The following is a 26,332-nucleotide window of genomic DNA, read 5'->3' on the forward strand; positions in this document are numbered from 1 at the left end:
CCATGAACAGACGAACCGTCGCCGCGCTGGTGCTCTTTGTGGCCGTACCCGCGGCCGGTACAGTCGCCGTCCTTGCGGCCTGGGGGCACGGCTGGGCGTCCGCGGAGGCCAGCGGCCACAGGCGGGGAGCGGGCCCGGCAGCGGCCCCGCCGGAGACCTACCGTCTGCTGGTCGCGGTCACCGCGGTCCTGCTCACCGCCCACGCGCTGGGCGCGCTCGCCCGGCGTGTGGGCCAACCGACGGTCGTCGGGCAGATGGCCGCCGGAATCCTGCTGGGCCCCTCGGCCCTCAGCGCCCTGGCGCCGGAGGCCCAGCACTGGCTGCTGCCGCCCTCCGCGACCGTGCCCGTGGAGGCCATGGCCCAGCTCGGGGTGGTCTTCTTCTCGTTCCGGATCGGCTACGAGCTGACACCCACGCAGCTCATCCAGCATGGCACCGCCTCGCTGGTGCTGGGCTGCGCAGGGGTGTTCACCCCCCTCCTGGCCGGGGTGGGCCTCGCGTTGGCGCTGCCCTCCGGATACCGGCCGAACGGGGTGGGCAGCGCGCCCTTCGCGGTCTTCGTCGGGGTCGCATTCTGCGTCACGGCGTTCCCCGTACTGGCCGGTATCCTGCGGGAGAACGGCATGCTGTCCTCCGACCTGGGCTCCCTGGCCATGGGCACGGCGGGCGTCGCGGATGTGCTCGCCTGGTCGCTGCTGGCGTGCGGCGTCGCGGTGGCCCAGGGCGGCACCCCGCTGGGCGCGCTGCGCACCACGGTGCTGACCGCCCTGCTCACGACGGTGATGCTCACGGTGGGGCGGGCGGTGTTGCGGCGGCTCTGGGAGCGCCGTACGGCGGGGTCGGTGATGCTCGTCCATGTGCCCCTGCTGTGCTCGGCCGCCCTCACCGACGCGATCGGGGTGCACGCGGTCTTCGGCGGCTTCCTGGCGGGCCTGGCCATGCCGCGGCTGCCTCGGATCGAGGAGATCGCGGAGCGTACGGACACCATGGCGTCGTGGCTGCTGCTGCCCATGTTCTTCGCCTCGGTGGGTCTGCGCACGGGGATCGGGCTGATCGGTGGCACGGCCGACTGGCTGCTGTGCGGCCTCTTCGTTGCCCTGGCGGTCGCGGCCAAGCTGGCGGGCACGGCCCTGCCGGCGCGGCTTTTGGGCGTCCAGCCGCGCTCGGCGGCGCGGCTGGGCGTGATGATGAGCTGCCGCGGGCTGACCGAACTCGTGGTCCTCGACACCGGGCTCCAGCTCGGGCTGATCCCACCGCGGCTGTTCGCCATGCTGGTGGTCATGACCCTGGCGACCACGATGCTCACGGCGCCGCTGCTGAATCGGAAGGGCGGCGTGCCGCCGGACGGCCAGGCCGGCGGCCCCCTGTCGGACTCCGTGGACTACGAGGCGTTGGCGAGCGGAGCCCCGCCGCGTGGCTCGGCCAGCTCCGACTCCATCCGCTCGCGGGCGAAGACCCGGCTCAGCTCGTGGAATGAGTAGGTGGTCTCGCCGTCCGGCGACGTCGGAACCGTGTGCAGGAAGTGGTGTTCCACCAGGTTCGCCAGCGCGGTCTCCGCCACCGCCTCGGTACAGCCGAGCAGCCCGACAAGCGTGGCCCTGGTGAACTCCCGCTGGCGCAGCAGTGCCAGCAGCCGGAGTACGGCCCGTTCCCGGCCGCTGAGTCGGTCGTACGCGACCAGGTACCGGTCCCGGATGCTCACATCGGCACCCTGCAACTGGTCCAGCCTCCGGTTGTCGCGGTACAACTGCTCGGCGAACTGCCTGGGCGACACGTCGGGGAGCGCCGCGAGCCGAGCGCCCGCGCACCGCAAGGCCAGAGGCAGACGGCCGCACATCTCGGCGATGAGTTCCACCGCCGCGTGCTCCTTCTCGGCTCTTTTCCAACCCATGGCCTTTGCCAGGAGCTGGAAACTCTCCGCCCGTCCGAGCGGAGTGACCTCAAAGGTCCGCGAGTTCGGCAGATTGTAGAGGTTGACTCGGCTCGTGATGATGGTGCGGGATTTCATCCCGTCCAGCAGCAGGGGGGTGACCTGCGAGTGCGTCAACGCATCGTCGAGAACGAGCAGGATATCCCGTTCGACTCCCCATGATCGAAAGAGGCTGCTTTTCTCGTCGAGACTCCGGGGATAGGGTTCGGGAATTCCGGCAGCGTGCAGAAAGGCCGTCAGCGCGTCATCGGGACTGGTCGCACGGGGGCGTGACCCACGCAGGTCGACATACAGCTGTCCGCCGGTGAATTGGTCCCGCACAGCGTGTGCGATCCGCGCCGCCAGCGCGCTCTTCCCGACTCCAGGCATTCCTTTCAGCAGGAGAACTCCCACACCCTCCTCCACGGATTCCGCGGCGCCCGTCGCGCGGATCGCGGAATCCACCAGGGCGCCTTGGCCGATCAGCGACCCGGGGTCTGGTGGAAGCTGCGCAGGTCGGACAACCGTGGACGCGAGGGCCGAGGTGATCGGCGCCGGAGTGACCGCGACTTGCGGCTGCGGCGCCGGTGCCTGGAGCGGAGCCGGTGGGCCGGTGTGCGGAGCAGGGTCGCCGGAGAGGATGGCCCGCTGCGCGCGCTGGAGCGGGTCGGAGGGCTCGAGGCCCAGCTCCTCCACGAGGGCGTGGCGCAGTCTGTTGTACACCTGAAGCGCCTCCGACCTGCGTCCCGAGCAGTGCAGGGCGTGCATCAGGAGGGAGTGGAAGCCCTCATGGAGCGGGTGAGCGGCCGACAAGCTGGTCAGCTCGGGGATGACGGCCCGGTGGTTGCGGAGCTTCAGCTCAGCCTCGATCTTCAGTTCCAGGGCGCTGAGGTGGTCGGCCTGGAGACGGGTCGCGTGCGCGGTCAGCACCTCTCCCGCGGACACATCCGTCAGGGCCGGACCGCGCCACAGCGCGAGCGCTTCCTTGAGATGCTCGAGTGCCTTGTCCGGCGCTTCTGGCAGGACCTTGCGCCCCTGGGCGACGGCACGGTCGAAGAGACGCAGGTCGATGCAGTCGTCCGGAACCTCCAGGACATAGCCGTTGGGGCGAGTCCGCAGCACCTCGGAGGAGTCGAGGCCGCTGCCCTCCAGGGATTTCCGTAGCTTGTAGATGTAGGTTTGCAACGTGGATTGCGCGCTGACGGGCGGTGTGTCGCCCCACATCTCGTCAATGAGTTCCGCGAGCGTTACTGTCCGGCCGCTCTGAACCACCAGCAGCGCAAGTATTTGACGCAGCCTGGGAGCAGTTGGCGTGATGTTGCGCGTTCCCAGTGTGACATCGAACGGTCCTAACACTCCGTACTTCACACGGGCCCCCGCTCTTTGCGTGAAGAAGTGTGAGTCACAAATTCCGCTTGGTCAGACGGAATTGATCATCTGCATGATGGCATGCATACTTTGACCGAGTCTAAAACGAGCGAATACACAGAGCAAGGCTCGACATGCAAACTCGACTGCTCTCGCGCCTTGTTGAAAACCCAAGGATTGACCATGCTTGGGTCAAGTCTCCTAGGGTTGAACGCGGGCGCGGAGAGTAGGTTGACGCCATGGACCGTCAAACATTGACTGAGGCAGACCGGTTGCACGATGAGGCTGCGCTCGCCTTCCTCCGGCTGCACCGGATGTGGGGGAAACTCCAGGCGCGTGATGTCGGTTCGCTGGGCAGGCTGATGTCCCAGAACGAGATCAGCCGCGGCTGGGTGCTACAGATCGTCGACGAGGGGGTCGGCACGTCGGAGGGCGAGGTGACCGTCGGGGCACTGGCCGAGGGGCTCGACGTCGACCCGTCCGTCGCAAGCCGCATGGTCTCCAGCGCCATCCGCGACGGCCACCTCGCGCGCCGGGTCTCTCAGGTTGACGGGCGGCGCAGCGTGCTGCGCATCACCCGCTCCGGCTATGTCCTGCTGCACCGCTTCCGACGCCAGCCGCGCGCGGTCTTCGAGACGGTCACCAAGGACTGGCCCCCGGGACAACGCGACGAATTCGCTAGGCTGTTCACACGTTACGTCGATGAGATGGCCCGCATCCGAGCGGATCGCCAGGACACGCGACCGGCCGAGTGACGGACGCCTCGGATACCCCGTCGACCCCCAGGTTTCTGTCTACCGGGTCGGTACCGGCACGTGGTCGGTTCACTCCGGCGTTCCAAACCGTCGCGGAGATGTGGTTGACCCTCCCTCCCCCTCCCCCTCGACCTTCTTCCGGCGGCGCAACCACCGGGTGAGGGTAAGAGCCAGGACCGAGAGGATCACCAGCACGAGTCGTCACCCCCGGTCCGTTCGTGCGCTTCCGCGCGCCGGTGTGCCAGGGCCAGCCGCAGGATGCTGCCGACCAGGTCCCGGTAGCTCTGGTTCATAAGCGGCTCTTCACGCTCCGCGCGTTCTCCGGGCGGTGTCAGTGCCGGAGCCGGGCAGGCGGGGAGCGGGATCCATGCCGGCTCGTCTGTCGCCATGCGTCCCAGGCTCGCGATGGGCGGTGACAGATGACTCACCCCTCGCTCACCAGCACCCGGCAGAACCTTCGGGAGCGGCAGTGCCGATCAGCAACCGGGGCCGGTATCGGGGTTGGCACAGACGTCGACTCCCGCGCCGCCGTCGTTGGTGTTGTCACCGACACCGCCCAGGAGGACATCGCTCCCGGCGTCGTACCTCCGCACACCAGGTCGTTCCCGCCGACGCCGTCGACCACGTCGCTCCCGCCCAGAGCGAAGATCACATCATCGCCCGGCGTGCCTGTGATGACGTCGCTCCCCTCCCTTCCCGTGATCGTGGGCGTGGCCTTCGCACAGTTCGGCGCCGGCGCCCGCACCACCGCGGTCGCCACCCCCATCGGGTAGGTGCCGACACCGATGGTGTCGATCACCGTATGGGTACCGGTGTCGATCACCGACACGGTGTCGCTGCCGAGGTTGGCGACGAAGGCTAGCCGCCAGGCGGAACCGCCGCCGGTCCCGTCGGCACCGCGATCACCGTGACAGCCGCCATGGCCAGGGGCGCCAGCACCCCGCCACCCGCCGCTTCCACCGCTCCTTCACCGGCTCCTGACCCATACTCACCATTTCCATGAGGGAATCGCGACCGCAGCTACTCACAGTAATGCAGCGCATACAGGCGGGTGACAAGGAGTATCACGCCACGCCACCCGACCGGATCAGCACGCCAGGTGGGGTGTTGACGTCCACGCGAGGTGTCCGTCGAAACGAAGAACCCCAGCTCAGACTATGTCTGGGCTGGGGTTCCAGTGGAGCCGCCTAAGGGAATCGAACCCTTGACCTACGCATTACGAGGGCCTGCAAGATCGTGACGGTGGTGATCCGTGATCATAGCTGGTCCGGTTTTGCCTGGTCAGAAGCTTGCCAGGATCTCGCACGTGACGCTGGAGTCCAGCGAATGCTTACCCGTCCGCTCACGCATCGCTCACGCACCGAGACCACCGTCGTCGCTTAGTCGAGACCCCGTCTAGCAGTACGGCGCGGTGCCCCTCTGTCACGCTTGTCGTCGCCTGCTGAGCCAATGGGTATCGAGCCAGACCTCGTGTTCCGGTCGTAGCCGTACCGCCAGAGGCCGACCATGAAGCTGCGCGTAGTACGGAAAGTGGTCAAGGTCCGAGGCGATATCCAGCGTTCCGGAGGCGGTGTCCACTGCGATATGGCCAAGGTCGAAGAGCCTGTGGATGTCACGGCGCAGCAGCAGTCCGCCGTAGTCATGGTGCTCACCGCTCTCGGCGTAGCTGTAGAGGTGAGCCGCTTCCAGGGCAGCAGCCGGTGTGGGGCCCGTGAAGGCGCATACTTCACCCTGCTCTCGCAGCAGCCGTGTACGGAACGCCTCTTGGCCAACGCGTATTCGCACAAGCGACTGCCTGTGGCCCCCTGCTATGGCCAGGCGAACGGCTGCGGCTATGTCCTTGACGTTGCTGGCCTGACCGGTGGCGTCAAGAAGCGCCTGCCGCAGCCGCTCCCATCGCGCAGGGCGCATGCTCAACTGCGACTTCGGAGCATCACAAAGAGCCCGAAGCTCGGGACTCGAGAGCAGACCGCGACCGTTCATCCATCGCTTGCCATGCGCAGACCGGTAGGTTGTCACCGGCTTGGTCCTCTGACGCGGGGCGGGAAAGAGGTGACCGCATTTGCCGCAGCGGTACGCCGGCTTCTCCCGCTGACGCCGCTTGATGTCGGCCTTCCCGCACTGCGGACAGGAGTACAGCGTCTTCTCAGCAGTCGCGGTGTGGATCGCCTCTATCATCGAAACGCCGATGAGCTCCTTCCTGTCCCACAGGACTATCACGTCCCCCACCGCCACACGGGAGTGGTTCTGAACAGTGCTGTCCCAGCTGTAGTGCTGAGACGCACTGTCGTCATAGCCGTCGTTCCCAGCGTGCTCTCGGCTGTCGTCCAGCGCCAGCATCAACCACGCAGTGGCCACCTTCTTGATGGTCAAGTCGGTTTGCAGATCGGCCAGTTCGTGGTCACGGCTGGCCTCTGTCTCAACCTCGGGAATCATGCACCAATCATGCCGGAGCGGCCGGCGATGTGGGCGCCCCCAGGCGTCTTTGCAGTAGCCCTGCCCATGTCGCTGCCCGGCCGCGCTCTCCCGTTCAGCAGAGCCGCGACTGATGAACGTCAGATCCAGGCATCGGTAGACTGAATCCGGACAGATTCGATCAACTCGACATATCCGCTTGCGGCTTCGCGGAGATGCGTTCGATGCTGCTGAGGCTCGAAGTAGCAGAAGATGTCCGGCCATGGCGTCGTGCCATGGCGGCTTCTGACTCGCGAGCCTTGGAGACCCCGTGGACATTCATGCCCCGCGGGCCAGTTCGGCATGTCCGCCCGAACCGGCCCGCCCTTCTGAGCCATCTCGGCTCTCGCCTCACCCCGCTTGTGCGGGCACGCACCCCCTCCCCCTGTTCTTGGCAGAGCCTGTCGGATCCGACGGGGAGGCGCGGTGACCAGCCCCCCGTTCGAGCCGAGTGTCGCCCAGCAGACCACTCTCGTAGACCATCTCGTCAACGCAGTGGTCAGCGATGCGACCGGCGAGGCTCAGGGAGACGTCTGTCTGGGCGAGCCCCCGAGTGCTCGGTACTTCATGGAGAGCCTCGGCCAGCACACCGTCGAACCTGGTGGAGCCGCCCCGCGATACGGCCGCACGACCCCGGACAGTCTCGGGTTCGAGTTCGAGGCCGAGAATGCTAGCTCCATCACCGTCAAGGCGCGGGCATCGTTCTACTACGCGGCGCTACCGACCCGATCACAGCAGCTGGAGTGGGCCGGTGAGCGCGAGGAGCCGTACCGGCTAGCACCGCTGTTCAAACGGCTGGCTGTGACCGTAGGGCCCGTGGACATCGTTCTCGGGCACGAGGCCGGCATGCGTCGGACCCTGGAGGGTGAGTTCCGGCGCGCCTTCGAAGAGGCCGTGAAGGCGGCCCTCAGGGACCCCCGGATCGACCGTCGTGTCGGGAGCGACCGCCGAGAGCGGCTGGTCCCTCCTGCCGCGATGGCAGACGACGGGGCCTTCGAGCGGTGGCTGGCCCGGGAGGTGGGCGGGGACCCCGTGGTGCCGTCCCCCGCCGCGCACGTCGTCGTCACGTCGAGGCCGGTCGCATCCGGACGGCTCCGCGTGACCGCCACGCTGCAGAACCTCGCCACCGACCCCGTCGTGACCGTCCAGGGACGGGGCAGCAACGCCGGCCGTACCCGTCGCGACGAGGCCAGGGACAACGCCCTGTTCCGCGCAGGGCTGGAGGTCGAGGGCGACCATCTCCTACCCATCGTGATGGACCTCGGTGCCGACGCCTACCGCTACTCCGGGGAGCTCGGGGCTTACGCGAACAACTGTGGTGTCGAGCCACGGTGGCATGAGGGCAGGCTCGTGGCCGTACGCAGCGTGCCCGTCCCGCACCATGACACCCATCGGGCCGTGGCCAGAACCGACGAGCGCTGGGGTTACGCGACGCTTGCGGCCGACCCTGTTGCCATTCTCGACGATCTCGCCGACGAGATGGAGGCGTATCTGGAGGCTCCTGCCTGGAGCACCGCGGATCTCCAGGACAGGCCCGAACTGGCCCAGCGTAAGGAGGCCGACCGAAGGGCCACGGCGCTGGAGGTCGCCCGCTTTCGTGACGGTGTCGCGTGGCTGCGGAGAGACAGGCGTCTCCTGACAGCATTCCAGCTGGCCAACAAGTCCATGGTGGAGCTCAACAAACAGCGAACGCGGCCGAGTCGGGGGTGGAGGCTGTTCCAGCTGGTCGCCATCGTCAGCCAGCTCGGTGCCCTGGCCTGGCGGGAGCACCCCGAGGACCTTTTCGCCCCTGGCCTCTGGGGTGACGAACACGACGTGGATCCGACCGAGGCGGCAACCGTTGTCTGGTATCCCACCGGAGGCGGTAAGACCGAGGCGTATCTCGGCCTGGTGCTGGTGTGCATGTTCTACGACCGTGCGCGGGGAAAGACGGTCGGAGTCTCGGCATGGTGCCGTTTCCCCCTCCGGCTGCTGACTCTGCAGCAGACACAACGACAGCTCGACGTGGTCGCCGCCGCCGAGACCGTCCGCGACGAGAACGCCGACCTGCTCAGGGAGGTTGGGGGCGACCCTGGTTGGCCCTTCTTCATCGGCTTCTACGCCGGTGGCGGCAACACCCCCAACTCGCTGACCTCGGACCGTATGTTCGACCGCCTTCGCTCAAGCGAGGAGGAACGGCATGCGTACCGACTTGTTCATGACTGTCCTTACTGCGGCGAACGGTCGGTCCGCATCCCGGCGCCCGACCCACAGCGACTCAGACTCGAACACGTCTGCGGCAACGAGGGATGTGGGAAGGTTCTGCCGATCGTCGTCGTGGACACCGAGATCTACCGGTACCTACCGACTGTCGTGGTCGGAACCCTGGATAAGCTCGCCAACATCGGACTGTCGGACAAGTTCGGCGCCCTCTTCGGCGACGTGGACTGCTGGTGCCCTCCGCACGGCTTCGGTCGAGGCGGCAAGTGCCACGAACGTCACGCTCCGGGCCACCCGAAGACCCCTCTCAAGCCCCTGGGAGCCCCTCTTTACGACCCCTCCCCCTCTCTGGAGATCATCGACGAACTCCACATGGTCAACGAGGAACTCGGAGCTTTTTCCGGCCACTACGAGGGCCTCTTGGCCGATGTGCAGCGCACTCTGTCATCCCGACAGCGTCCAGACGGCCGGGGCGTCCGCATGAAGGTGGTCGCCACCACCGCCACCATTCGGGGCGAGGACCGCCAGAGCGAGCACCTCTTCGGTCTCAGGTCGGTAGTAGTACCCCTCCCTGGGCCCAACCTCGACGAGAGCTTCTACTGGCGCCTCGACCGGAGCCTTCCGCTTCGTCGCTTTGTCGGAGTCATGCCGACGCGCGGCACGGCGGAGATGACGCTGGTCAGGATCCTGACGTCCGCCCACCGTGCGCTTTGGAAGCTCGACCGGCGGCAGGACCTTCCCCCCTCCCTCACGAGCTGGCCAGAGGACGAGCTCCGCGCGGCCGTCGACCTCTACCGCACGAGCCTCACGTACGCCACCACGCTGGTCGACTTCGGCCGTATCCGCCGTTCACTGGACACCCAGGTCAACGAGGCCCTGCGCAGGGAGGGCTTTCCCGATCTCAGAGTGGCCGAGCTCAAGGGCGAGACGCGTCTGGACGAGGTGCGCGCTGTCCTTGACGACCTGGGCAGCACCAACGGCAGCACGGGCATGGTCGTCGCCACGAGCATGGTCAGCCACGGAGTCGACGTGGACCGGTTGAACCTCATGCTGTTCAACGGCATGCCCAGGTCCATGGCGGAGTACATCCAGGCGTCGTCCAGGGTGGGCCGTGCCTACCACGGCCTCGTCTTCATGCTCTTCAACCCGGTGAGGGAGAGGGATCGGTCGCACTACCGCTACCACGGCAAGTTCCACGAGTACCTGGACCGTATGGTCGAGCCGGTGGCCATCAACCGCTGGAGCAGGTTCGCGGTACGCAAGACTCTGCCGGGGATACTGATGGGACAACTTCTCCAGATCGCGAACCGCGACTGGTGGCGGGCGGGTAACGCCCCGAGTCACCTGCACGACCTCTCGAAGTTGCAGGCCGCCCTCCGTGGCCCCTCCGGCGGGGGTCTGGAAGGGGTCCAGCTCACCGAGCTGCTGGAGGCGCTGCACTCCGTCTTCCAGTCAGAACGCCCGGAGGGGCAGGAACTCCGCACCGATCTCGAGGACATGGTGGAGCACGCCCTAGCGAGCCTCCGCTCTGCGGGCGCCTCCGCCGGTCTCGCAGGTGGGAACAACCGGGGATACCGCGCGACGGGCGACTACCTGGGCCTCGAGTACCGGCCCATGACAAGCCTCCGCGACGTCTCCGAGGGCATCCCGTTCCACATCGTGTCCGACAGCAGGAGGTCGTGATGGCGTTCAACCCAAGGAACGACGACATGGCCCGCGACCGGGGCCAGGTTCTCTACCGGTACCGCCCCGGTCAGACCTTCGACCACCGCGGCGGCTACACGGCCCAAGTGGTGCAGTTCGGGCGTGACGAGGAGTTCGACGGTCCCTCGCTCGACCGCGAGCATCTGGTCCAAGAAGCGATGCGGTTCGTGCGCAGGTGGCGGGCCGCTGGCCGCGCGCTCTCTGCCGGAGCTGACCGGGCACCGGAGTTCCCCGGGGACGAGGACCGGCTTGCCGATCGCCACTACGAGGTCGTGGTCCCGGGCAAGGTGTTCTGCCGCATCTGGCCCCGAGTGGTGCGCTGCTCCAGCGGAGGCTGCGGACACGTCTGGACGGCCAACGACCCACGACCCGGAACGGACGACTGGCCGCCGGCATGCCCCGCCTGCGGCAACCCCGTGGGGAATCGGCAGCTCCAGTTCGTCTTCACGCACAAGTGCGGCGAGATGTCGCCCATGTACCCACCGAGCAAGTGCCCCAGGGGGCACACCCGTTTCAGGCTCGACGACCGCGCCAGCCGGTTCCGCGACTTCCGATGGGAGTGCATGACCTGTGGCTTCCCGCTGGGCGTGCAGTGGAGCTGCAGCAACTCCTCATGCAGTTACCCGGACAAGTTCATGAACCCCCTGCTCCACACGGCGGGAGCAGCGCATGTCGGCCAGGGCCTGACACTCGTGAACGTGACCACGACAGAAGAGGCCACCCGACAGAGCAATCCCCTGTACACGGCTGCCGTGCTCGGCTGGTGGCTTGGTGAGATCACCGAGGATGAGTTCCGGCGGCTCACGGACGGGCACACGGTGGACGTCCCCGACGAGGTCGTCGAGAGCATCCGTGTGATGGAGGAGGCCGGCCTGAACGATCAGGCACGTGCACTCCGGGCACGCTTCATGCCGGTCGAGGTGGACCATCTGCGGGAAAGGGTGGGCAAAGCCCTCGGGCTGGACACCGAGAGCGACGACGCGCGCGGGCTGGCGGCTGAACTGCACACCTATCGTCGGGTCCTGAACCTGGAGCGCCTGGGTGTCCCCCGTCTCCAGCGGGAGGCACGCAACCCCGAACGCCGCGCTCTGTATGAGCGATATCCCGGCGTGCTTGCGGCTGCCGGCCTCGGCCAGGACACCTGCCTGATCAGTGATCTCCCGATCACCTACCTCGCGATCGGATACAGCCGGACGGGGTTCAGCCCCGAGGAGGCGGACCTAGTGCCCTATCGGGGACGTGCCGCACGAGGCGCCCCGGAGAAGACCCTCCTCTACGCCCACCCCACCGAGGCGGAGGCTCTCCTCTTCCCCGTGGATCGGGAACGGGTGAGCCGGTGGCTGGTCCACAACGAGCTCGTGAGCCGCAGCGCCCTGGAGGACGCCGGGGGCGTCACGAAGTGGCTGGTGCACCAGCTGGGCCCCAGCGACGGCAAGGCTCTCTCTCACGAGACCCGGCCGGAACCCGGACACCCCGATCTCCCTGTCCATGAACTGTTCGGCCTGCTTCACTCCCTGTCCCACCAGTTGCTTCGGGCCCTGGCGGTCGACAGCGGCTACAGCGAGACGAGCCTGTCCGAGTACCTCTTCCCGTACGATCTGGCATTCGCCATCTACCCCAACGGTGGCAGCGACTTCAGCCTCGGCGCCATGCGGACGGTACTCGAACAGAACCTGGACGCGGTCGTCAGTCGTGCAGTCGACAACGACGCGTGTCTGTACGACCCGAACTGCATGATCACCAACGAGGGTGCGGATCACGGTTGTCTCCAGCTTCCCGAGACCGCCTGCCAGTCCTGGAACCGGAACCTCTCCCGTTGGCACCTGTTCGGTTCTCCGGACGGTTCCAGGGTCGGGTACTGGGATCCGACCCTGTGAACCACCGGTGGGGGAGGGAACTGGACCGGTGCTCTCCCCCACCGCCTACCCAACGTGGGTGAAACCCCCAACCAACCGTAGGTCAGGACGATTCGGAGTCTCCTGTGAAGCCCGAGCTGGATCTCCTGGACGCAGTCTCCGACGCGCGTGCCCGTGTACGTGCGCACCCGGCCTGGCAGTCCGGGCCAGAAAGGATCTACGACCTGCTCCGTACGGCAACCAGGTTACGGGCCATGGAGATCACCGCAGGTATCGAGTCCGACCTGCCCTGGGAAAGCGTCCTGGCCCAACTCGTCTCATGGCACCACGAGTTCTCACTCGGCACGGGTCCGTGCACGGAGTCCGATGCCGCCGAGGTCACGACGCTGGCTGCCGCGGCCCAGCACTTGGACCTCCTGGAGACCGGTGTACGCGCTGGCGCCTACCAGGTGCGTCTGACCGGGGGAGGCTTCCGTGTGCGTCACAGCTGGAACCCCGCCGTCGAGGTCGCCGACGCGTTCCTCGCCGAAGCCGCGCTTCCGGCGCAGTTGCCGAAACTCTCAGAGACGGAGACGGAACGTCGGTGGATCTCCACGAGGAGTGCCAGCTCTCGGAAGGGGCCACCAGCGGACGTGCTGCAAGCTGCCGTCGACCGCGCCACCGTGACCATCGAGGCGTATCGGAAGGCAGTGCCCGAGGGGCAGGTTCCCGACGCCTTCTCCCTCGGCGAGGGGATGACCGCCGGAGACATGGTCCGTGTCCTAGCGGTGATCATGGGGCTCGCCTCGCTGTGCGAGGAGACCGCGCACCGGCTCTCGAGGCTGGAGTCAACCCTCGCTCACATGCCGCTTCCGCAGTTGAGAGCCCTCCTCGCGGACATGTGCCCAACGGTGTCCGAGACTCATCAGGCGCTGGCAGTGGAGAGGCTCACCTACCGCACCGGACGTTCGTGCAGGACGTCCCCACTGGTACAGCACGATGACGTCGTGATCATCTGCCCGCCCCTGATCACTCCCCGGGCCGTGGACCCGATCATGCTTCGTTCCGCTGCCCACGACTCCCGGGGGTTCGGCCGTATCGGACGTGAACTGGGCAATCGTGCAACCGCATGGACCGAATGGCTGCGCACGACCCCAGGTGCCTTGGTCGCCGAGCGGGTGCCCGCGACAAGGACCGACGGCCGATCTGCCGGCGACCTTGACGTGGTCGCTGTGGACCCGGCCAGACGTGTGGGCCTGTGCCTCGAGATCAAGTGGCCGATCGAGGCGCTGTCACTGCCCGAGGCGATGAAGGTGGAGAACTGGGCCACCTCCGCCGCCTGTCAGCTGGACCGACTCAGAGAAGAACTCCGCGCGGGAACGGCGAAGGCCCTGCTACCGAGCGGCTGGCCACCCTTCGAGTCGATCGACTGGACTTGGTGCGTCGGCACACCGCAGCAACTCTGTCTGCGTCCGCTCTCTGTACGGGATATGCATGTCACGTCCCTTCGCTACGTACAGGCTCTGGGAACGCCACCCGACTTGGAGACCTTGTCGGACGTACTGGTGAGGCCCGACCTGCCGACCGAGGGCGTGCATTTCAAGGTCTCCAAGAGATCCTTCCCCGTGGAAAGTCGTCAGGTCCATCTCGATGTGCTGGAGCTGGCCCCTGTCCACTGGCGCCCCCGATTCCGGTGAGGGGTGACGAGATGGGCGACCGGTTCGACGAGGAACACTGCGTGAGCAGACCCGATGTCGTTGCCGGGAAGGAGGGAAAGACTCGGCCCAATCCATCCTCTCGAACCGCGGGTCCGGCGAACTCTGGCCAGCATGCGGTGCTGCTCCCGTAGCATCGATTCGTGGTGGGGTGCGTCGCACTGAGCGGACGAACGCACGTAGTGGTCCCTCTTGGTCGGGGTCGCATGCACACGGTTTCACCGAGTCTCCGGGACGGTCCCCCTCCGGAGGAACATCGTCACGGGGAAGCAGAGCCGGGCATATATGAAGTACGACATCGCCGCCCCCGAACCCGCGGGCATGGTAGCTTCGCTCAGCTCGCTGGGTTACTCGCTGCCAGCTGCCGTCGCCGACCTCGTGGACAACAGCATCTCCGTCGAGGCCCGGACCATCGACGTGGAGTTCACCTGGGCCGGAGCCGACTCGTGGATTGCCGTCGTCGACGACGGCTGGGGCATGACCGTCGAGGAGCTCGTCACAGCCATGACGGTGGCTGCCCGCGGCCCCGCGACGCCACGTTCGGCCACCGATCTCGGCCGATTCGGCGTCGGCCTCAAGTCCGCCTCGTTCTCCCAGGCCAGACAGCTCACCGTGAGCTCGGCCAAGGCCGGCGGGCAGTGGCACACCCGAACCTGGGACCTCGACGTCGTCGAGCAGTCGGGCCAGTGGCGGCTGCTCCACGACGCGGACGCCGCTACCACGGCCGTACTGGACAGACTCCGGGAGGACTCCGGTCACGGCACCATCGTGCTCTGGCGGCGGCTCAACGGATACCACGCCGCCGATGTCAGCACCGGTGACGAGGGCATCCAGAAGCAGTTCTACGCCGAGGCGACGCGTACCGAGTCACACCTCGGCATGGTCTTCACCCGATTCCTCACCGGCCCCCGACGCCGAGACCTGCGGGTTCGCGGAAGCGCAGTAGAAGCATGGGACCCCTTCCTGCGTAACCACCCCTCGGTACAGCCCCTCCAGCCGGAGGAGCTGCCGCTGGACGGCAACTCGGTGCGGGTCGAGGCGTTCATCCTGCCCGGCTCGCACCGGCTCAGCCCGGAGGAGTACGACCAAGCCGCCGGTCCTGAAGGATGGCTCGACCAGCAGGGCTTCTACGTCTACCGACGGAACCGGCTGATCCTGGCCGGTGACTGGCTGGGGCAACGTGGAATGCGCCGTGAGGAGAAGTACAACCTGGCGCGCATCGCCGTCGACATCCCCGCCGAGACGGACGCCGAGTGGAGCGTCGACGTGAGGAAGTCGAGCGTCGTCCCGCCCGTCGCTCTCCGGCCGCATCTCAACCGCATCGCGCGCAAGGCCCGGTCGACCGCGGCGGACGTGCTCCGGTACCGGGGGCAGGTCGCCGCCCGCACTCACGGCGACCCTCTGTCGTACGCGTGGCTCGTACGCCGTCCCGAAGGCCGGATCACCTGCAGGATCAACCGCAGCCACCCGCTGGTTCAGGCCGCTCTGCGTCCGGGCGGCAACACCAGCGCCGACGTGCGCGCGTTGATCCGCCTCCTTGAGGAGACGATCCCCGTCACGGCGCTGCGCGTGATGCACGAGACCGACAGCAGTGACGACCCGGAACCGTTCGGCGGCCCGGGCCCGGCTGACGACGCGGCAGTCGAGGTCGCACAGCGCATCTACGAGTCCCTCGTCTCGGGCGGCCGTTCGCCGTCCGCCGCCAAGGAACGGTTGCGAACCATGCCGCCGTTCGACCAACTGCAGGGCTTCTGGAGCAGGTGACGCGTTGTCAGTGGTCGCCCCTACGCTCCCAGACATCGACTTCGTCCGACCGGAGGTTCCACGTGAGCGACGTTCCCGACGACCCCATGGCCAAGGCCAGGCGGCTGGTTCTCAGTTTCCTGCCTCAGGACCGGCAGCCGAAGACCGACGATGTGCACAACGCGGTCAACGTCATCTTCGGCATGATGGCGGCGCAGGGTGAGGCCATCGACCGGGACCAGCTGGTCAAGGAGATCGAGGCCCTGACCGCCGTCTTCCAGGAACGGTCCCTCGCCCTCACCGAGCGCGAGGGACACGAACCGTGGCTCCCCGAGGCGAAGAACGACCGCGACTGGGACTTCTGGGAGCGCTACCGCAGGTACCTCGAGGACGTCGTCAATCTCCCGCCGTGGGTCGTACGCCGACTGGACCAGAGCTCGGACGACGTACTGAGCCAGCTGGAGGACCCCCGCCGCCCGGGCCCGTGGCGCCGCAGGGGCCTTGTGATCGGCCAGGTGCAGTCCGGAAAGACCGGCCAGTACATCGGGCTCACGGCGAAAGCGGTGGACGCCGGCTACCGCTTCATCGTGGTGCTCGCGGGTATCCACAACGACCTCCGCAGCCAGACCCAGCTCCGGATCGACGAGGGGCTCCTGGGCTTCGACACCCAGAACCAGAGCCGCTCGGACGAGAACGAGCGTTCTCGCGCCATAGGCGTGGGCAAGATGCCTCTGGTGAAGAAGCTCAAGATCGCCTCACCGACCAACAGCGGTGAGAAGGGCGACTTCGGCCTCGCAACTGCGAAGGCGATCAACTTCCCCCTGGGAGACTTCCCCGTCGTACTCGTCGTCAAGAAGCACTACAAGATCCTCGAGTACGTACGCAAGTGGGTGCTGGACGTCCACGGCGTCGAGGACGAGAACGGCGACAAGGTCATCAGCGACCTCCCGCTGTTCGTCATCGACGACGAGGCCGACAACGCCTCCATCAACACGGTGCGTGACCCGGAGGCGGATCCGACCAAGACCAACGCGGCCATCCGCAAGCTCATGAAGAGCTTCGACAAGTCCGCGTACGTGGGCTACACGGCCACGCCGTTCGCCAATATCTACATTGATCCCGAGGCTGACAACTCCGAGGCGGGCGAGGACCTCTTCCCCGCCAGCTTCATCCGCAGTCTGCCGTCCCCGTCGAACTACTTCGGCCCCGAACGGGTCTTCGGCCTCCAGGTAGAGGACGAGGACGAGGACGACGTGCAGGCCCTGCCGCTCGTCCGGAACGTGGACGACAGTGATGCCTGGCTCCCCTCCGGTCACAAATCAGGCGACGTCCCTGCCGGAAACCTTCCGGAGTCCCTGCGCGAGGCGATCCTCTCGTTCGTACTCTCCTGCGCCGCCCGCCGGGCCCGGGGGCAGACGAAGGTCCACAACTCGATGCTGGTGCACGTCACCCGTTTCACCGCCGTGCAGACCCTGGTGCACGAGCAGGTCCAGGACCACCTGCACCTCGTCGTCGACATGATGCGCGACCGCTACGGAAAGGGGCCCGAGATCCGTGCCGAGTTCCGTGCCTTGTGGGAGAGGGACTTCGTCCCGACCACGGACTGCTTCGAAGCCGAGCAGGCCGAGCGCCTGACCTGGGACCAGGTCTCCGACCAGCTCCTTCCGGCCCTCCGGAAGATCCAGGTCAAGACCGTGAACGGCTCTTCCAAAGACGCACTCGACTACTACGACAACCGCAGGAACGGCCTCTCTGTGATCGCCATCGGCGGGCAGAAGCTCTCCCGCGGTCTCACCCTGGAGGGCCTGACGGTCAGCTACTACCTGCGGCCGTCGAAGACGTACGACACACTGCTGCAGATGGGCCGGTGGTTCGGGTACCGCCCCGGGTACGAGGACCTGTGCCGCCTCTACACCATGCCGGCTCTCGAGGACGCCTACGTGGAGGTCACGGCCGCCACGGACGAACTGCGCAGGGAAGTCGAGGAGATGGCGACCCTCGGCCTCACCCCGAAACAGTTCGGCCTCAAGGTGCGGGCCTCCTCCCTGGGCCTCACCGTGACCGCAGCCAACAAGATGCGGCAGAGCACGAAGATCATGCTCAGCTACTCCGGCGAGGGGCCGGAGACCGTCATCTTCAATCTCACGAAGGGCACCGTCGAGCGCAACTACCAGGCCCTGGAGGCGCTCGTTCGTCGTATGGACGCGATCACCGAGTCCGCACCGATCGGAGCACCGAACGGCAAGGTCCGGTGGGACGGTGTACCCGCGGAGATCGTCTCCGAGTTCCTGACCTCGTACGAGACCGACCGTATGGCGCAGCGCGTCCGGCCGAGGCTCATCGCGAAGTACGTGGATCAGTGCACGAGGGTCGGCGAGCTCGGCGACTGGACGGTCTGCCTGGTCGGCAGCACGACGTCGGACACTCCTCAAGAGATCGCCGGGCACACGGTTGGCCTCGTGACCCGTAAGGCACTCAACCCCAAGTTCACGGACGAGGGCCGGTACACGATCCGCAGGGTGCTCAGCCCGCCGGACGAGATGATCGACCTCGACGACGACCAGGAAACTGCGGCCCGCGAGGCCGCCGAGAAGGCCGCGAAGCTGCAGGACAAGCCGTCGGCTCCCAAGACTCCGGCCGGCCCGCACATCCGGCGGCAGCGGCGGACCGACCAGGGGCTGCTGCTGGTCTACCCCCTCGCGGTGCCGGATGCGTCCAAAGACGGTCAGACAACCCCCCTCGTGGGGTTCCAGCTGAGCTTCCCGCACTCCGAGTACCAGTCCAAGACCGAATACGAGGCCAACTCCATCTGGCTGCAGGAGGACATCTACACCAAGGACGAGGAGGATGACGAGGCGTGACGGTCACCGGCGTCACCGAGGACGAGTGGAAGGAGCTGGAGAGCCCGCAGGACACCCCGGGGCGCTCCAGTATCCGCATGTACCCGGATTCCCCGCTCGACATCTTCCTCTCCGTCTCCCATCCCGATCGGCAGCGCATGCTTGTCTTCCGTACGGACGCCCGCTCCGCTGACCCCGTCGTACGGTCGGTCGGCCGTCTTCCGAGGGCCGCCGGGATCGAGATGAACCTGAGCGCGGTATCCCGCCTGGAGTACGAGCTGCAGGTGATCCTGACCGAGAACGCGCTCCGGGAGGTGTTCAACCCGCTCGTCGCGGACGTTGCCGCCACCGCGCAGGCGGCTTCGGGAGCTGCCGACGCCCTGGCTGCCGCCGTGGCGCGGTTCGGCCGGTGGCAGGACCTGCTGCGTGCCGTCAGTACGGACGGACTCAGCGCCGAGGCGCGGCGTGGATTGTACGGCGAACTCCTGTTGCTGGGAGACATTCTGATCGCAGAGCTCTCCCAGTCCGAAGCAGTCGACGCCTGGACCGGCCCCACGGGGACCAACCAGGACTTCCAGCTGCCGGACGTGGCCATCGAGACCAAGGTCAGCACCGCCAAGCGGCCCCGGAACATCCGGATCGCGAGCGAGCGGCAACTGGACAGCACCGGCACCCCTGCCCTCCTCCTCGCATTCCTGCAGCTGGACGAGCGGCGCGGAGGTTCCGGCGAGAGCCTGAACAGGCGAGTCGACCGCATACGGCAGCAGCTCACCAACCCCGCCGCCCGAGCCCGCTTCGACGGCCTTCTCATCCAGGCGGGCTACCTGCCGGCGCACCGGGACTGCTACGACGAGCCCCGGTACACCGTGCGGGACCTGCGCTTCTGGCACGTACAAGACGGCTTTCCCCGGCTGACCGAGTCCGACCTCCCCGAAGGGGTCGGCGACTGCTCGTACCAGGTGAGCACCTCGGGTCTGGACGCCTTCCGCGCACACATCGACGAGGTGCGGGAGATGATCGGGGGATCCCATGGCTGAGCTGGACTTGGGCGAGTTCTCCCGCGGCTTGGTCGCCGACGTCCAGGCGACGGCCGACGCCGAGGGGACGACCACCCCGGAGGCGTTCACCAGGCGGGTCTTCGAAGACCTCGAACAGGCCGGCATCGTCTCCAACACCTTCACCGCCTACCACAAGGCGCACGGACACGAGGTCCACGGCTACGAGATCGGGGAGTCGGGCGAATCCCTGGATCTGTTCGTCACGGACTTCCATCTGGCGCCGCTGGAGACCAAGCTCAGCAAGGCACAGACCGAGACGCTCTTCAGGCGGCTTCTGACCTTCGCGACCCGCTGCCGTGACGGGCTGCAGCAGCACATCGACGAGTCCTTCGACGTATACGACATGTGCGCGGCGGTCGAGAAGGCCCTCACCGAGGTGCAGCGGATCAGACTCTTCCTGCTCAGCAACCGAGTCGGCACCTTCACGGAGGTGCCGGCGTCGGACCTCGACGGCCTCCCGGTGGTCCACGAGGTGTGGGACCTAGCCCGCCTGCACCGTCACGCGACGTCGGGTTCGCTCGGCGAGCCCATCGTGGTGCCCTTCTCTCCGCCGCTCCCCTGCGTCGCTGCGCCTTCCTCGGAAGAGGACCACTCCGTCGCCTTGGCGGTGATACCCGGGCAGATGCTCGCGGAGCTGTACGCCGAGTACGGCACGCGGCTCCTGGAACTGAACGTCCGTTCCTTCCTCCAGACCCGCGGCTCGGTCAACCGCGGAATCCGGGAGACCCTCCTGCACGCGCCAGGCCGTTTCCTGGCCTACAACAACGGGATCACCGCGACGGCGTCACAGGTCGACTTCGTGACGAGCCCGAACGGCGAGCCCACCCACATCTCCGGGATCCACGGCCTGCAGATCGTGAACGGGGGCCAGACGACCGCCTCGCTCCACTACGCACTCACCCGTGACAAGGCTGACCTGTCCGACGCACGGGTGCAGATGAAGCTGACGGAGGTCGCCCCCGACCGACTCGCCGAGATCGTTCCGAAGATCTCGGAGTACTCCAACACGCAGAACCGGGTGACCCAGGTCGATTTCAGCTCCAACCACGACTACCACGTGGAGATCCAGCGGATCACCCGCTCTCTGTGGGCCCCCGCAGCGGACGGCAGCGGTCAGGAAACCCACTGGTTCTACGAACGTGCACGCGGCCAGTACACGGACGAGCTGGCCAAAGCCCGGACGCCTGCAAGGCAACGGCAGTTCAAGAAGCTCAACCCGACGAAGAAGAAGTTCACGAAGGCGGACCTCGCCAAGTTCGTCCACTCCTGGCACCGGCTCCCGTACCTGGTCAGTCGCGGGGCACAGAAGAACTTCGTCGAGTTCATGCTGCGCGTCGAGGAGGCTCCGCCCCGGGTGGACCTCCAGTACTGCCAGCGGGTGATCGCCATGGCCGTCCTGTTCAAGACCGTTGACCGCATCGCCGCCATCCACGGTGCTGGCAGCCACAAGAGCATGATCACCACCTACACCGTGGCGCGTCTCTCACTGGCCACGGACCGGCGGATCGACCTCGACCGGATCTGGCGGGACCAGTCGGTGACACCAGTCCTGGAATCCGCTATCCACGACCTCTGCCCACGAGTCATGAGGGCGGTGACCACGCCGCTGGAAGGCAATCACGTCGGGGAGTGGGCCAAGAAGGTGGCCTGCTGGGACGCGGTGTCCGCAGACCCCTGGACGATGCCGCGTGCTCTGTCCACGGAACTGCTCGACAATCCATTGGACGAGGCCGCTCTCTCTGGCGGAACCGGACCCGAGTCCGGAGCTGCCGAGGAGGCAGCGCTGATTCCCGCCGACGAGTGGCACGCGATCGAACGCTGGGCCAAGGAGACACGCGCCCTCGAACCGTGGCAGCGACAGCTGGCTCAGTTCGTGGGCAGGAGGCTCGAACTGGAGCAGGAAGTCCCCGAGGTGCAAGCCGTCCAGGCACTGCATGCTCGCAACGAAGCACTGCGTCTGGGGTTCAACCCCGCCCCGTAGACCCCGGGTTAGAGCGTTGATGACAGCTCGAAACCGGCATACTCTGGGTCAGAGCATCCCCTTCTCCACCAAGTCCCTGACCGCCTCCTCGGCGCGCCTCAGTACGATGCGCTCGTCGCCGTCGCTGAAGGCGACCAGGCCGACCCCCGGCAAGAGGCTGGCCTCTACCAGGAGGCCCAGCGGCAACTCGACACAGCCTTGGTCATCAACACTGACTTCGGCGGGTTCACGGAGCACGAGGAGAGCTGGCACTCTCGTCCTCGGAGGACGTCAACAGGCTGAGGCTGGGATCGTGACCGGAGCGAGTGGAGGGGCGCCGGCGGGGCAGTGGGTCTCCACCGCGAAAGGCGAACACCTTCGCGGTCGGCGAACGAAGGACACCAGGCCCGAAGTAGCTCTCAGGAAAGCCGTGCACCGACTGGGCCTGAGGTTCCGCCTCCAGCGACGGGTCGCGCGGCGCTGCACCGCCGACTTCGTGCTCTTCCGTACCGAATCGCCGTCTTCGTCGACGGCCGTTTCTGGCACGGCTGCCCGGAGCATTGCCCTGACGAGTTCCCGGGCCCCAACGCCGCTCTCCGGCAGAAGAAGATCGCAGCGAACAGGGAGCGGGACAGAGGCAACACCACGGAGGCCAGTTGGACCGTGGTGCGGATCTGGGAGTGCGAGATACGCCGTGACACCGAGGGCGCCGCTCGGCAAGTGGCAGCTGTGGCCTACGAACAGGGACAGGGCGGCGGCGTCCGCTCGCGTGGCGCAACGGATCAAGGTACGCGGGCCCGGCAGGGCGCCCGGACAAAGCCGTCGAGGTCATCTGCCCGGCCGCGCCGGTCGCAGCGCACGTCGGACCGGGTACTCTCACGGCATCCGGATCCCAAACCTCGGCGACGGCCGAAATTCCAGGCAATGCCCGTTCTGGAGCCCCGTCCGTCGTCATTGGCCCATGATTCCCAAGTTCGGCATAGAGATCGGATACGACTACGAACCAGCCGATATACGAAGCGGCTTGACGGCCGAGGACGTGGCCGGTGGTTTCACCGAACACCACGGCTACCACTGCCTCGGACTGCCCGGCTGGGCAGAAGCAGAAGAGTGCCTTGCGAGGGAAGCCGAGATCCTCGCGAGAGCGGCCTCGTCGGACGCATCTGGCGGTGTAGAGGAGCTTCTCGACGCGATGCGGGAATCAGCCGACCTGGCATACTTCGACCTCATGTGCGCCCTTCAGGGCAACGACGTCGAAGTCGCCGGACTGAGTCTCGCCCTCAGCGCAGCCCGGACCGCCACCTTCTACTCTTGCTCCGGCGAGACCGCAAACCACCATGCCGACTACCCGATGGTGGGGGTCGCCCCTGACGCGGAGCGCGGCGCCCTGATCATCGAGCTCGCGAAACCCGCGGGCTGCGGAGTCGGCCAGCGCCGGGGGCGGTGGTATCTGTACAGCCGCTCAGTGACCGCTCTCCACGCCTTGGGCCAAGCGATTGTGGAACACCGAGAAGCTTTCGACTCCCTGCCGGACCCGACGTGGGTCGAGGGGCTCGACGAGGCACTCGAGCACGTCGACGACTACTGAGGGACGAGTCACTCCCCTGCGACGGCCAGAGTCAGCAGGTCGTCGGACAGCTCTCTACGGCGAACGCAGTGAGCTACGAGCGGACAGTCCGAACAGACGGGTTGGGTGTCCCGGCACAGGTCCGTACCGATGAGTCGGATCGCCGCCATACGCAGCGGCGCGTCCTTCCCCGCACCCACGAGCTTCACCAGGTTGACGCGCCCCTCACTGAGCCGGTTCGCGTGATCTTCGTCGACGCCGTTGGCTCTCGCCGCGACCCTCAGGTTCCCCGTGCCGACCAGCATGAGGTCCTCGCCGACCAGCAGCAGGTAGAGGGCCTCTTCAGACGGCTTCATCGACAGTTTGGCCGGCACCTTGAGCTTCTGGTCCGTCCGCCAAGCACTCGGCTTGTCGACCAGTGGCTCCAGACGGTCCACCCGCGCGCGGGCGGGCTTCGTGGGTGCCGCATCGACCAGCTTCCTGAACAGCGTCGAGGTCAGCGTCCTCGAATTCCTGACAATGTCCATGATCTCCGCCATGGCGTCCGGCCTGACCTTGGCACCGGACAGTACGGCCACGACGGCGGCATGGAGTGGCACGGGCTCCTCGCTCGGGAGCTGGTACCAGTCCTTTCCGGCGCGTCGTCGTTCCGCCCAGTCAGTGAGCGCGTTCCGAACCTCCCGCCACCGAGGCTGGAGTCCGGACGTGGCGCCGGAGCCGTCGACTGGCTTCAGCACCTCAGCGGCGGCCTCGCCCAGCAGCGGGGGCACAGCGTTGCCGATCTGCCGGAAGGCGTCGCTCCGGGTACCTGCGAACCGGAACCGATCCGGGAAGGTCTGCACGCGTGCAGCTTCACGCACGGTCAGAGTACGCAGCTGCTCCGGGTGGATGTACCAGTAGCCATCCTTGGCGATGTGGGCCGTGATGGTACGGCTGAGCTCGTTCCAGGCCAGCTTCTTGTACCTGTCCGTGTACTTGTTTGGGTTGTACCGCTGGTACTTCTTCTCCTTTTTGCCCAGCTTCTCGTGCAACTCGGAGTACTTGGTGGTGGAGTCCATGACCTGGAAGATCCGGTAGTCGTCCGGACGGACCCTTCGGGTCATGTGGTCCCAGATCACGCCGCGGGTCGCGCCCGCCCGCATCTCCTCCGCGAATTTCGAGATCTTGCGCGGCTTCCGATAGGTCAGCTTCCGCTGTCCGACCCGCTCGGTGGCGACGACCTCCAGCTCCGGGAGGTCCCCGATCGCGTCACGCAGCGTGGTGCGCTGCGGATCGGGCTCGCGCCAGATGAAGTCGTCGACGTCGCTCCTGGCGAGGAGGATGAGGCGCTTTCGGTGCTGTGGTACGCCGTAGCTCCATGCGTCGACGAGCCGCGCCTGCGTCGCGTACCCGAGTTCCTCGAGCTCTTCCTCGATCGTCCGGATCACGAAGAAGTCGTCATGGAGCCCCATGTCGGGAACGTTCTCCATGAGAACCGCCCGTGGCCTGATCCGCTTGACCATGTCCAGATAGGCGCTCCACAGCTCCTTCCGGCGGTCCTCCGGATCCCGCCCGTGGTTCTTCACAAGGTCGCGGATCTTGTTGCGCCCGGCCCTGCTGAAGGGCTGACACGGAGGCCCCCCTGCGACGAGGTCGATCCTTGCGGGCTCGAGGATCGCCTCCAGCCTGTCCCGCTCCTTGGGATCACCGAGATCCATCCGCAGGCTCAGGCCGGGGAAGTTCGCTCTGTGGGTCTCGAGTGCGCGCTCGTCGGTGTCCACGGCGGCGGCGGTGGTCCACCCGGCACGCTCGACGCCCGCGCTCAGACCACCGGCACCGGAGAAGAGGTCGACGGCCAAGCGCTTACCCTGACCGAAGCCCCCCAGCCACCCCTGAAAGGACTCCGGAGTACAGCTGTGAGGGTGGGACGGCAGCTCAAGGCAGTCACTGCGTTCAAGAGGTACGCCGTAGTGCCCCTGACTCACAGCACAACCCTCCGTGACACATGACATGAACGAGCACCAGGAGAACACAGACGCGCTGGTGGAAGCAAGGTTTTCCGCAGGTCCCCCAACCGGATCAGTAGAGCTGATGGCCAGTGCTTCCCCACCGCCAGCCACGGCCTCCGCACATCCCCCTGCCTGCAGCTTCGAACCGTTGTTCTGTGCCCAAGGTGATCGATCATAGTGGAAACCACCGTCATCACGTGCGCTCTTGGCGGGTGCGATGCGACACCGCCTGTCCACCGCCCCCTGACAAACGACACAACGCCGGTGAAGACACGTTCGAGTCGCGTACGTGCCCTTCAATGCAGCACTGGGTCAAACCGAGCCCCAGAGAGCCCGGGCCTCTTGGTGCGAGCTGCTTCTCGTCCCACCGGACGCCACGTCGCACGAGAGGCGTCGGAACGGAGCACGTCGGCTCGGGCCCCGCGCTGAAACCCGAGATCTGGCACTCGATCGCCCGCACGTTCTCGGGCGTGTTCACCGCGGCGATCTCCTGGACGGTGACAGCCAGCGGATCCGTCCCGCGCTCGCGCAGAGCCTCGGGCGACGCCTCTGACGGTGGAGTGGTGCGCCCTGGCTACGAAGCAGCTCCCGGTGCCGTTCCGTGCTCCAGGTAGGCAGTTGCGCCGTTGGCTCGGGCCTCGATGCTAGCGGTGATGCGACGTACCAGACGGGGGATGGTGAGTTCCGGCAGCTGCTGGGCATCGTGGAAGTCACAGCTGCGGAGCTCGTTAGTTGGCAGTGCGATGCGCTGACGCTCGTCCTCGCCGAGACAGCCCCCGTCGAAGAGGTAGAGGACCTTGTCGCCCTCTCCCGGGTTCGGCGCCCGCCGGTACCAGGCGACGCGCTCGCCGGTGGTCAGATGCTCTGTCACCCCTCGCATGTCCTGAGCATCACCTCGTGGCCGAACAGGACCCCGGAAGGAGCTTTCCGGGGTGGTGCGGGGTTCCCCACCTACTGTCGCAGCAGGCCGAGGAAGCCGCTGGGCAGTGTGGGCACCTCCCCTCGCTTCGGCTGCCTTTGGCGATCGGTCCTGCTTCTCAACCGGGCAAGGCATAGCCCCCCTGAACGAAGGTGTGGAGGGTGAGCAGCGCGAAGGTGGTGGAGTCATGGATCGAGCAGGAGCTCGGTCCGTTCGGCCCGGCGACTCTCAAGCCGTACTCCAGAACCCGGTTCGCCACGGACGGCAGGGCCTGCAAAACCATGTCGGGTGGTGCTGGCTCGTGTCACAGAATCCCAT

Annotated in this window: 17 protein-coding genes and 1 pseudogene; 10 read left to right on the top strand and 8 right to left on the bottom strand. The window is 66.8% G+C overall.

From position 1 onward, the window contains the following. Positions 1–2: 2 nt before the first annotated feature. The gene (locus ACJX2R_RS25030) at positions 3–1,481 is read left to right on the top strand and encodes a cation:proton antiporter (RefSeq protein WP_413101950.1); all 1,479 of its coding nucleotides are present in this window, start codon (positions 3–5) and stop codon (positions 1,479–1,481) included. Here ACJX2R_RS25030 and ACJX2R_RS25035 read toward each other — a convergent pair. Beyond that, positions 1,382–3,277 carry a BTAD domain-containing putative transcriptional regulator gene (locus ACJX2R_RS25035; RefSeq protein WP_413101951.1) on the bottom strand — a complete coding sequence of 632 codons (1,896 nt, stop codon included), beginning with the start codon at positions 3,275–3,277 and terminating at the stop codon, positions 1,382–1,384. The two genes, ACJX2R_RS25030 and ACJX2R_RS25035, sit on opposite strands and share 100 nt — an antisense overlap. Before the next feature lie 254 nt (positions 3,278–3,531). Here ACJX2R_RS25035 and ACJX2R_RS25040 point away from each other — a divergent pair, with 254 nt between their 5' ends. Continuing rightward, complete coding sequence (locus tag ACJX2R_RS25040; RefSeq protein ID WP_413101952.1) at positions 3,532–4,032, top strand: MarR family winged helix-turn-helix transcriptional regulator; 501 nt, start codon at positions 3,532–3,534, stop codon at positions 4,030–4,032. A gap of 424 nt (positions 4,033–4,456) precedes the next feature. On the opposite strand, the gene ACJX2R_RS25045 is transcribed toward ACJX2R_RS25040, so the two are convergent. The 3 genes and pseudogenes from ACJX2R_RS25045 to ACJX2R_RS25055 form a co-directional block, all read right to left on the bottom strand. Then, positions 4,457–4,798, bottom strand: coding sequence for a hypothetical protein (locus ACJX2R_RS25045; protein ID WP_413105947.1), 342 nt, complete (start codon positions 4,796–4,798; stop codon positions 4,457–4,459). Beyond that, a pseudogene (locus tag ACJX2R_RS25050) lies at positions 4,799–4,876 on the bottom strand (hypothetical protein); the annotation flags it as partial. Positions 4,877–5,454: 578 nt separating this feature from the next. Continuing rightward, positions 5,455–6,468: an HNH endonuclease gene (locus ACJX2R_RS25055; protein ID WP_413101953.1), complete on the bottom strand. Its 1,014-nt coding sequence runs from the start codon at positions 6,466–6,468 to the stop codon at positions 5,455–5,457. A 444-nt stretch (positions 6,469–6,912) separates the two neighbouring features. Between ACJX2R_RS25055 and ACJX2R_RS25060 the strand changes: the two genes are divergently transcribed. The 7 genes from ACJX2R_RS25060 (at position 6,913) to ACJX2R_RS25090 (ending at position 21,561) form a co-directional block, all read left to right on the top strand. Further along, the gene (locus ACJX2R_RS25060; RefSeq protein ID WP_413101954.1) at positions 6,913–10,368 is read left to right on the top strand and encodes a helicase-related protein; all 3,456 of its coding nucleotides are present in this window, start codon (positions 6,913–6,915) and stop codon (positions 10,366–10,368) included. Further along, positions 10,368–12,266: a hypothetical protein gene (locus ACJX2R_RS25065; RefSeq protein WP_413101955.1), complete on the top strand. Its 1,899-nt coding sequence runs from the start codon at positions 10,368–10,370 to the stop codon at positions 12,264–12,266. The genes ACJX2R_RS25060 and ACJX2R_RS25065 overlap by 1 nt, the downstream gene beginning before the upstream one ends. A gap of 233 nt (positions 12,267–12,499) precedes the next feature. After that, the gene (locus ACJX2R_RS25070) at positions 12,500–13,921 is read left to right on the top strand and encodes a hypothetical protein (protein ID WP_413101956.1); all 1,422 of its coding nucleotides are present in this window, start codon (positions 12,500–12,502) and stop codon (positions 13,919–13,921) included. Positions 13,922–14,224: 303 nt separating this feature from the next. Beyond that, positions 14,225–15,703 carry an ATP-binding protein gene (locus ACJX2R_RS25075; protein WP_413101957.1) on the top strand — a complete coding sequence of 493 codons (1,479 nt, stop codon included), beginning with the start codon at positions 14,225–14,227 and terminating at the stop codon, positions 15,701–15,703. A 62-nt stretch (positions 15,704–15,765) separates the two neighbouring features. Continuing rightward, positions 15,766–18,543 (top strand): Z1 domain-containing protein, encoded by a 2,778-nt coding sequence (locus ACJX2R_RS25080; protein WP_413101958.1) that lies wholly within the window; start codon positions 15,766–15,768, stop codon positions 18,541–18,543. Continuing rightward, on the top strand, positions 18,540–19,559 hold the full coding sequence (locus ACJX2R_RS25085; protein WP_413101959.1) for a PD-(D/E)XK motif protein: 1,020 nt from the start codon (positions 18,540–18,542) through the stop codon (positions 19,557–19,559). The genes ACJX2R_RS25080 and ACJX2R_RS25085 overlap by 4 nt, the downstream gene beginning before the upstream one ends. Beyond that, complete coding sequence (locus tag ACJX2R_RS25090) at positions 19,552–21,561, top strand: AIPR family protein (RefSeq protein WP_413101960.1); 2,010 nt, start codon at positions 19,552–19,554, stop codon at positions 21,559–21,561. The genes ACJX2R_RS25085 and ACJX2R_RS25090 overlap by 8 nt, the downstream gene beginning before the upstream one ends. A 48-nt stretch (positions 21,562–21,609) precedes the next feature. Here the strand turns inward: ACJX2R_RS25090 and ACJX2R_RS25095 are convergent, their stop codons facing one another. After that, entirely contained in the window at positions 21,610–21,813 is a 204-nt protein-coding gene (locus tag ACJX2R_RS25095; protein WP_413101961.1) for a hypothetical protein, read from the bottom strand. A gap of 688 nt (positions 21,814–22,501) precedes the next feature. On the opposite strand from ACJX2R_RS25095, the gene ACJX2R_RS25100 reads away from it, so the two are divergent. Further along, positions 22,502–23,128: a hypothetical protein gene (locus ACJX2R_RS25100; RefSeq protein ID WP_413101962.1), complete on the top strand. Its 627-nt coding sequence runs from the start codon at positions 22,502–22,504 to the stop codon at positions 23,126–23,128. Positions 23,129–23,136: 8 nt separating this feature from the next. Here the strand turns inward: ACJX2R_RS25100 and ACJX2R_RS25105 are convergent, their stop codons facing one another. The 3 genes from ACJX2R_RS25105 to ACJX2R_RS25115 all read right to left on the bottom strand — a co-directional run bounded on the left by ACJX2R_RS25105 (position 23,137) and on the right by ACJX2R_RS25115 (position 26,297). Further along, positions 23,137–24,945: a DNA cytosine methyltransferase gene (locus ACJX2R_RS25105; RefSeq protein ID WP_413101963.1), complete on the bottom strand. Its 1,809-nt coding sequence runs from the start codon at positions 24,943–24,945 to the stop codon at positions 23,137–23,139. 724 nt (positions 24,946–25,669) lie between these two features. Then, positions 25,670–25,975 (bottom strand): hypothetical protein, encoded by a 306-nt coding sequence (locus ACJX2R_RS25110; RefSeq protein WP_413101964.1) that lies wholly within the window; start codon positions 25,973–25,975, stop codon positions 25,670–25,672. Positions 25,976–26,132: 157 nt separating this feature from the next. Beyond that, positions 26,133–26,297 carry a hypothetical protein gene (locus ACJX2R_RS25115; protein WP_413101965.1) on the bottom strand — a complete coding sequence of 55 codons (165 nt, stop codon included), beginning with the start codon at positions 26,295–26,297 and terminating at the stop codon, positions 26,133–26,135. Positions 26,298–26,332 lie beyond the last annotated feature (35 nt).

Source organism: Streptomyces sp. Inha503 (genome assembly GCF_047215865.1).
Lineage (GTDB): Bacteria > Actinomycetota > Actinomycetes > Streptomycetales > Streptomycetaceae > Streptomyces > Streptomyces lycopersici.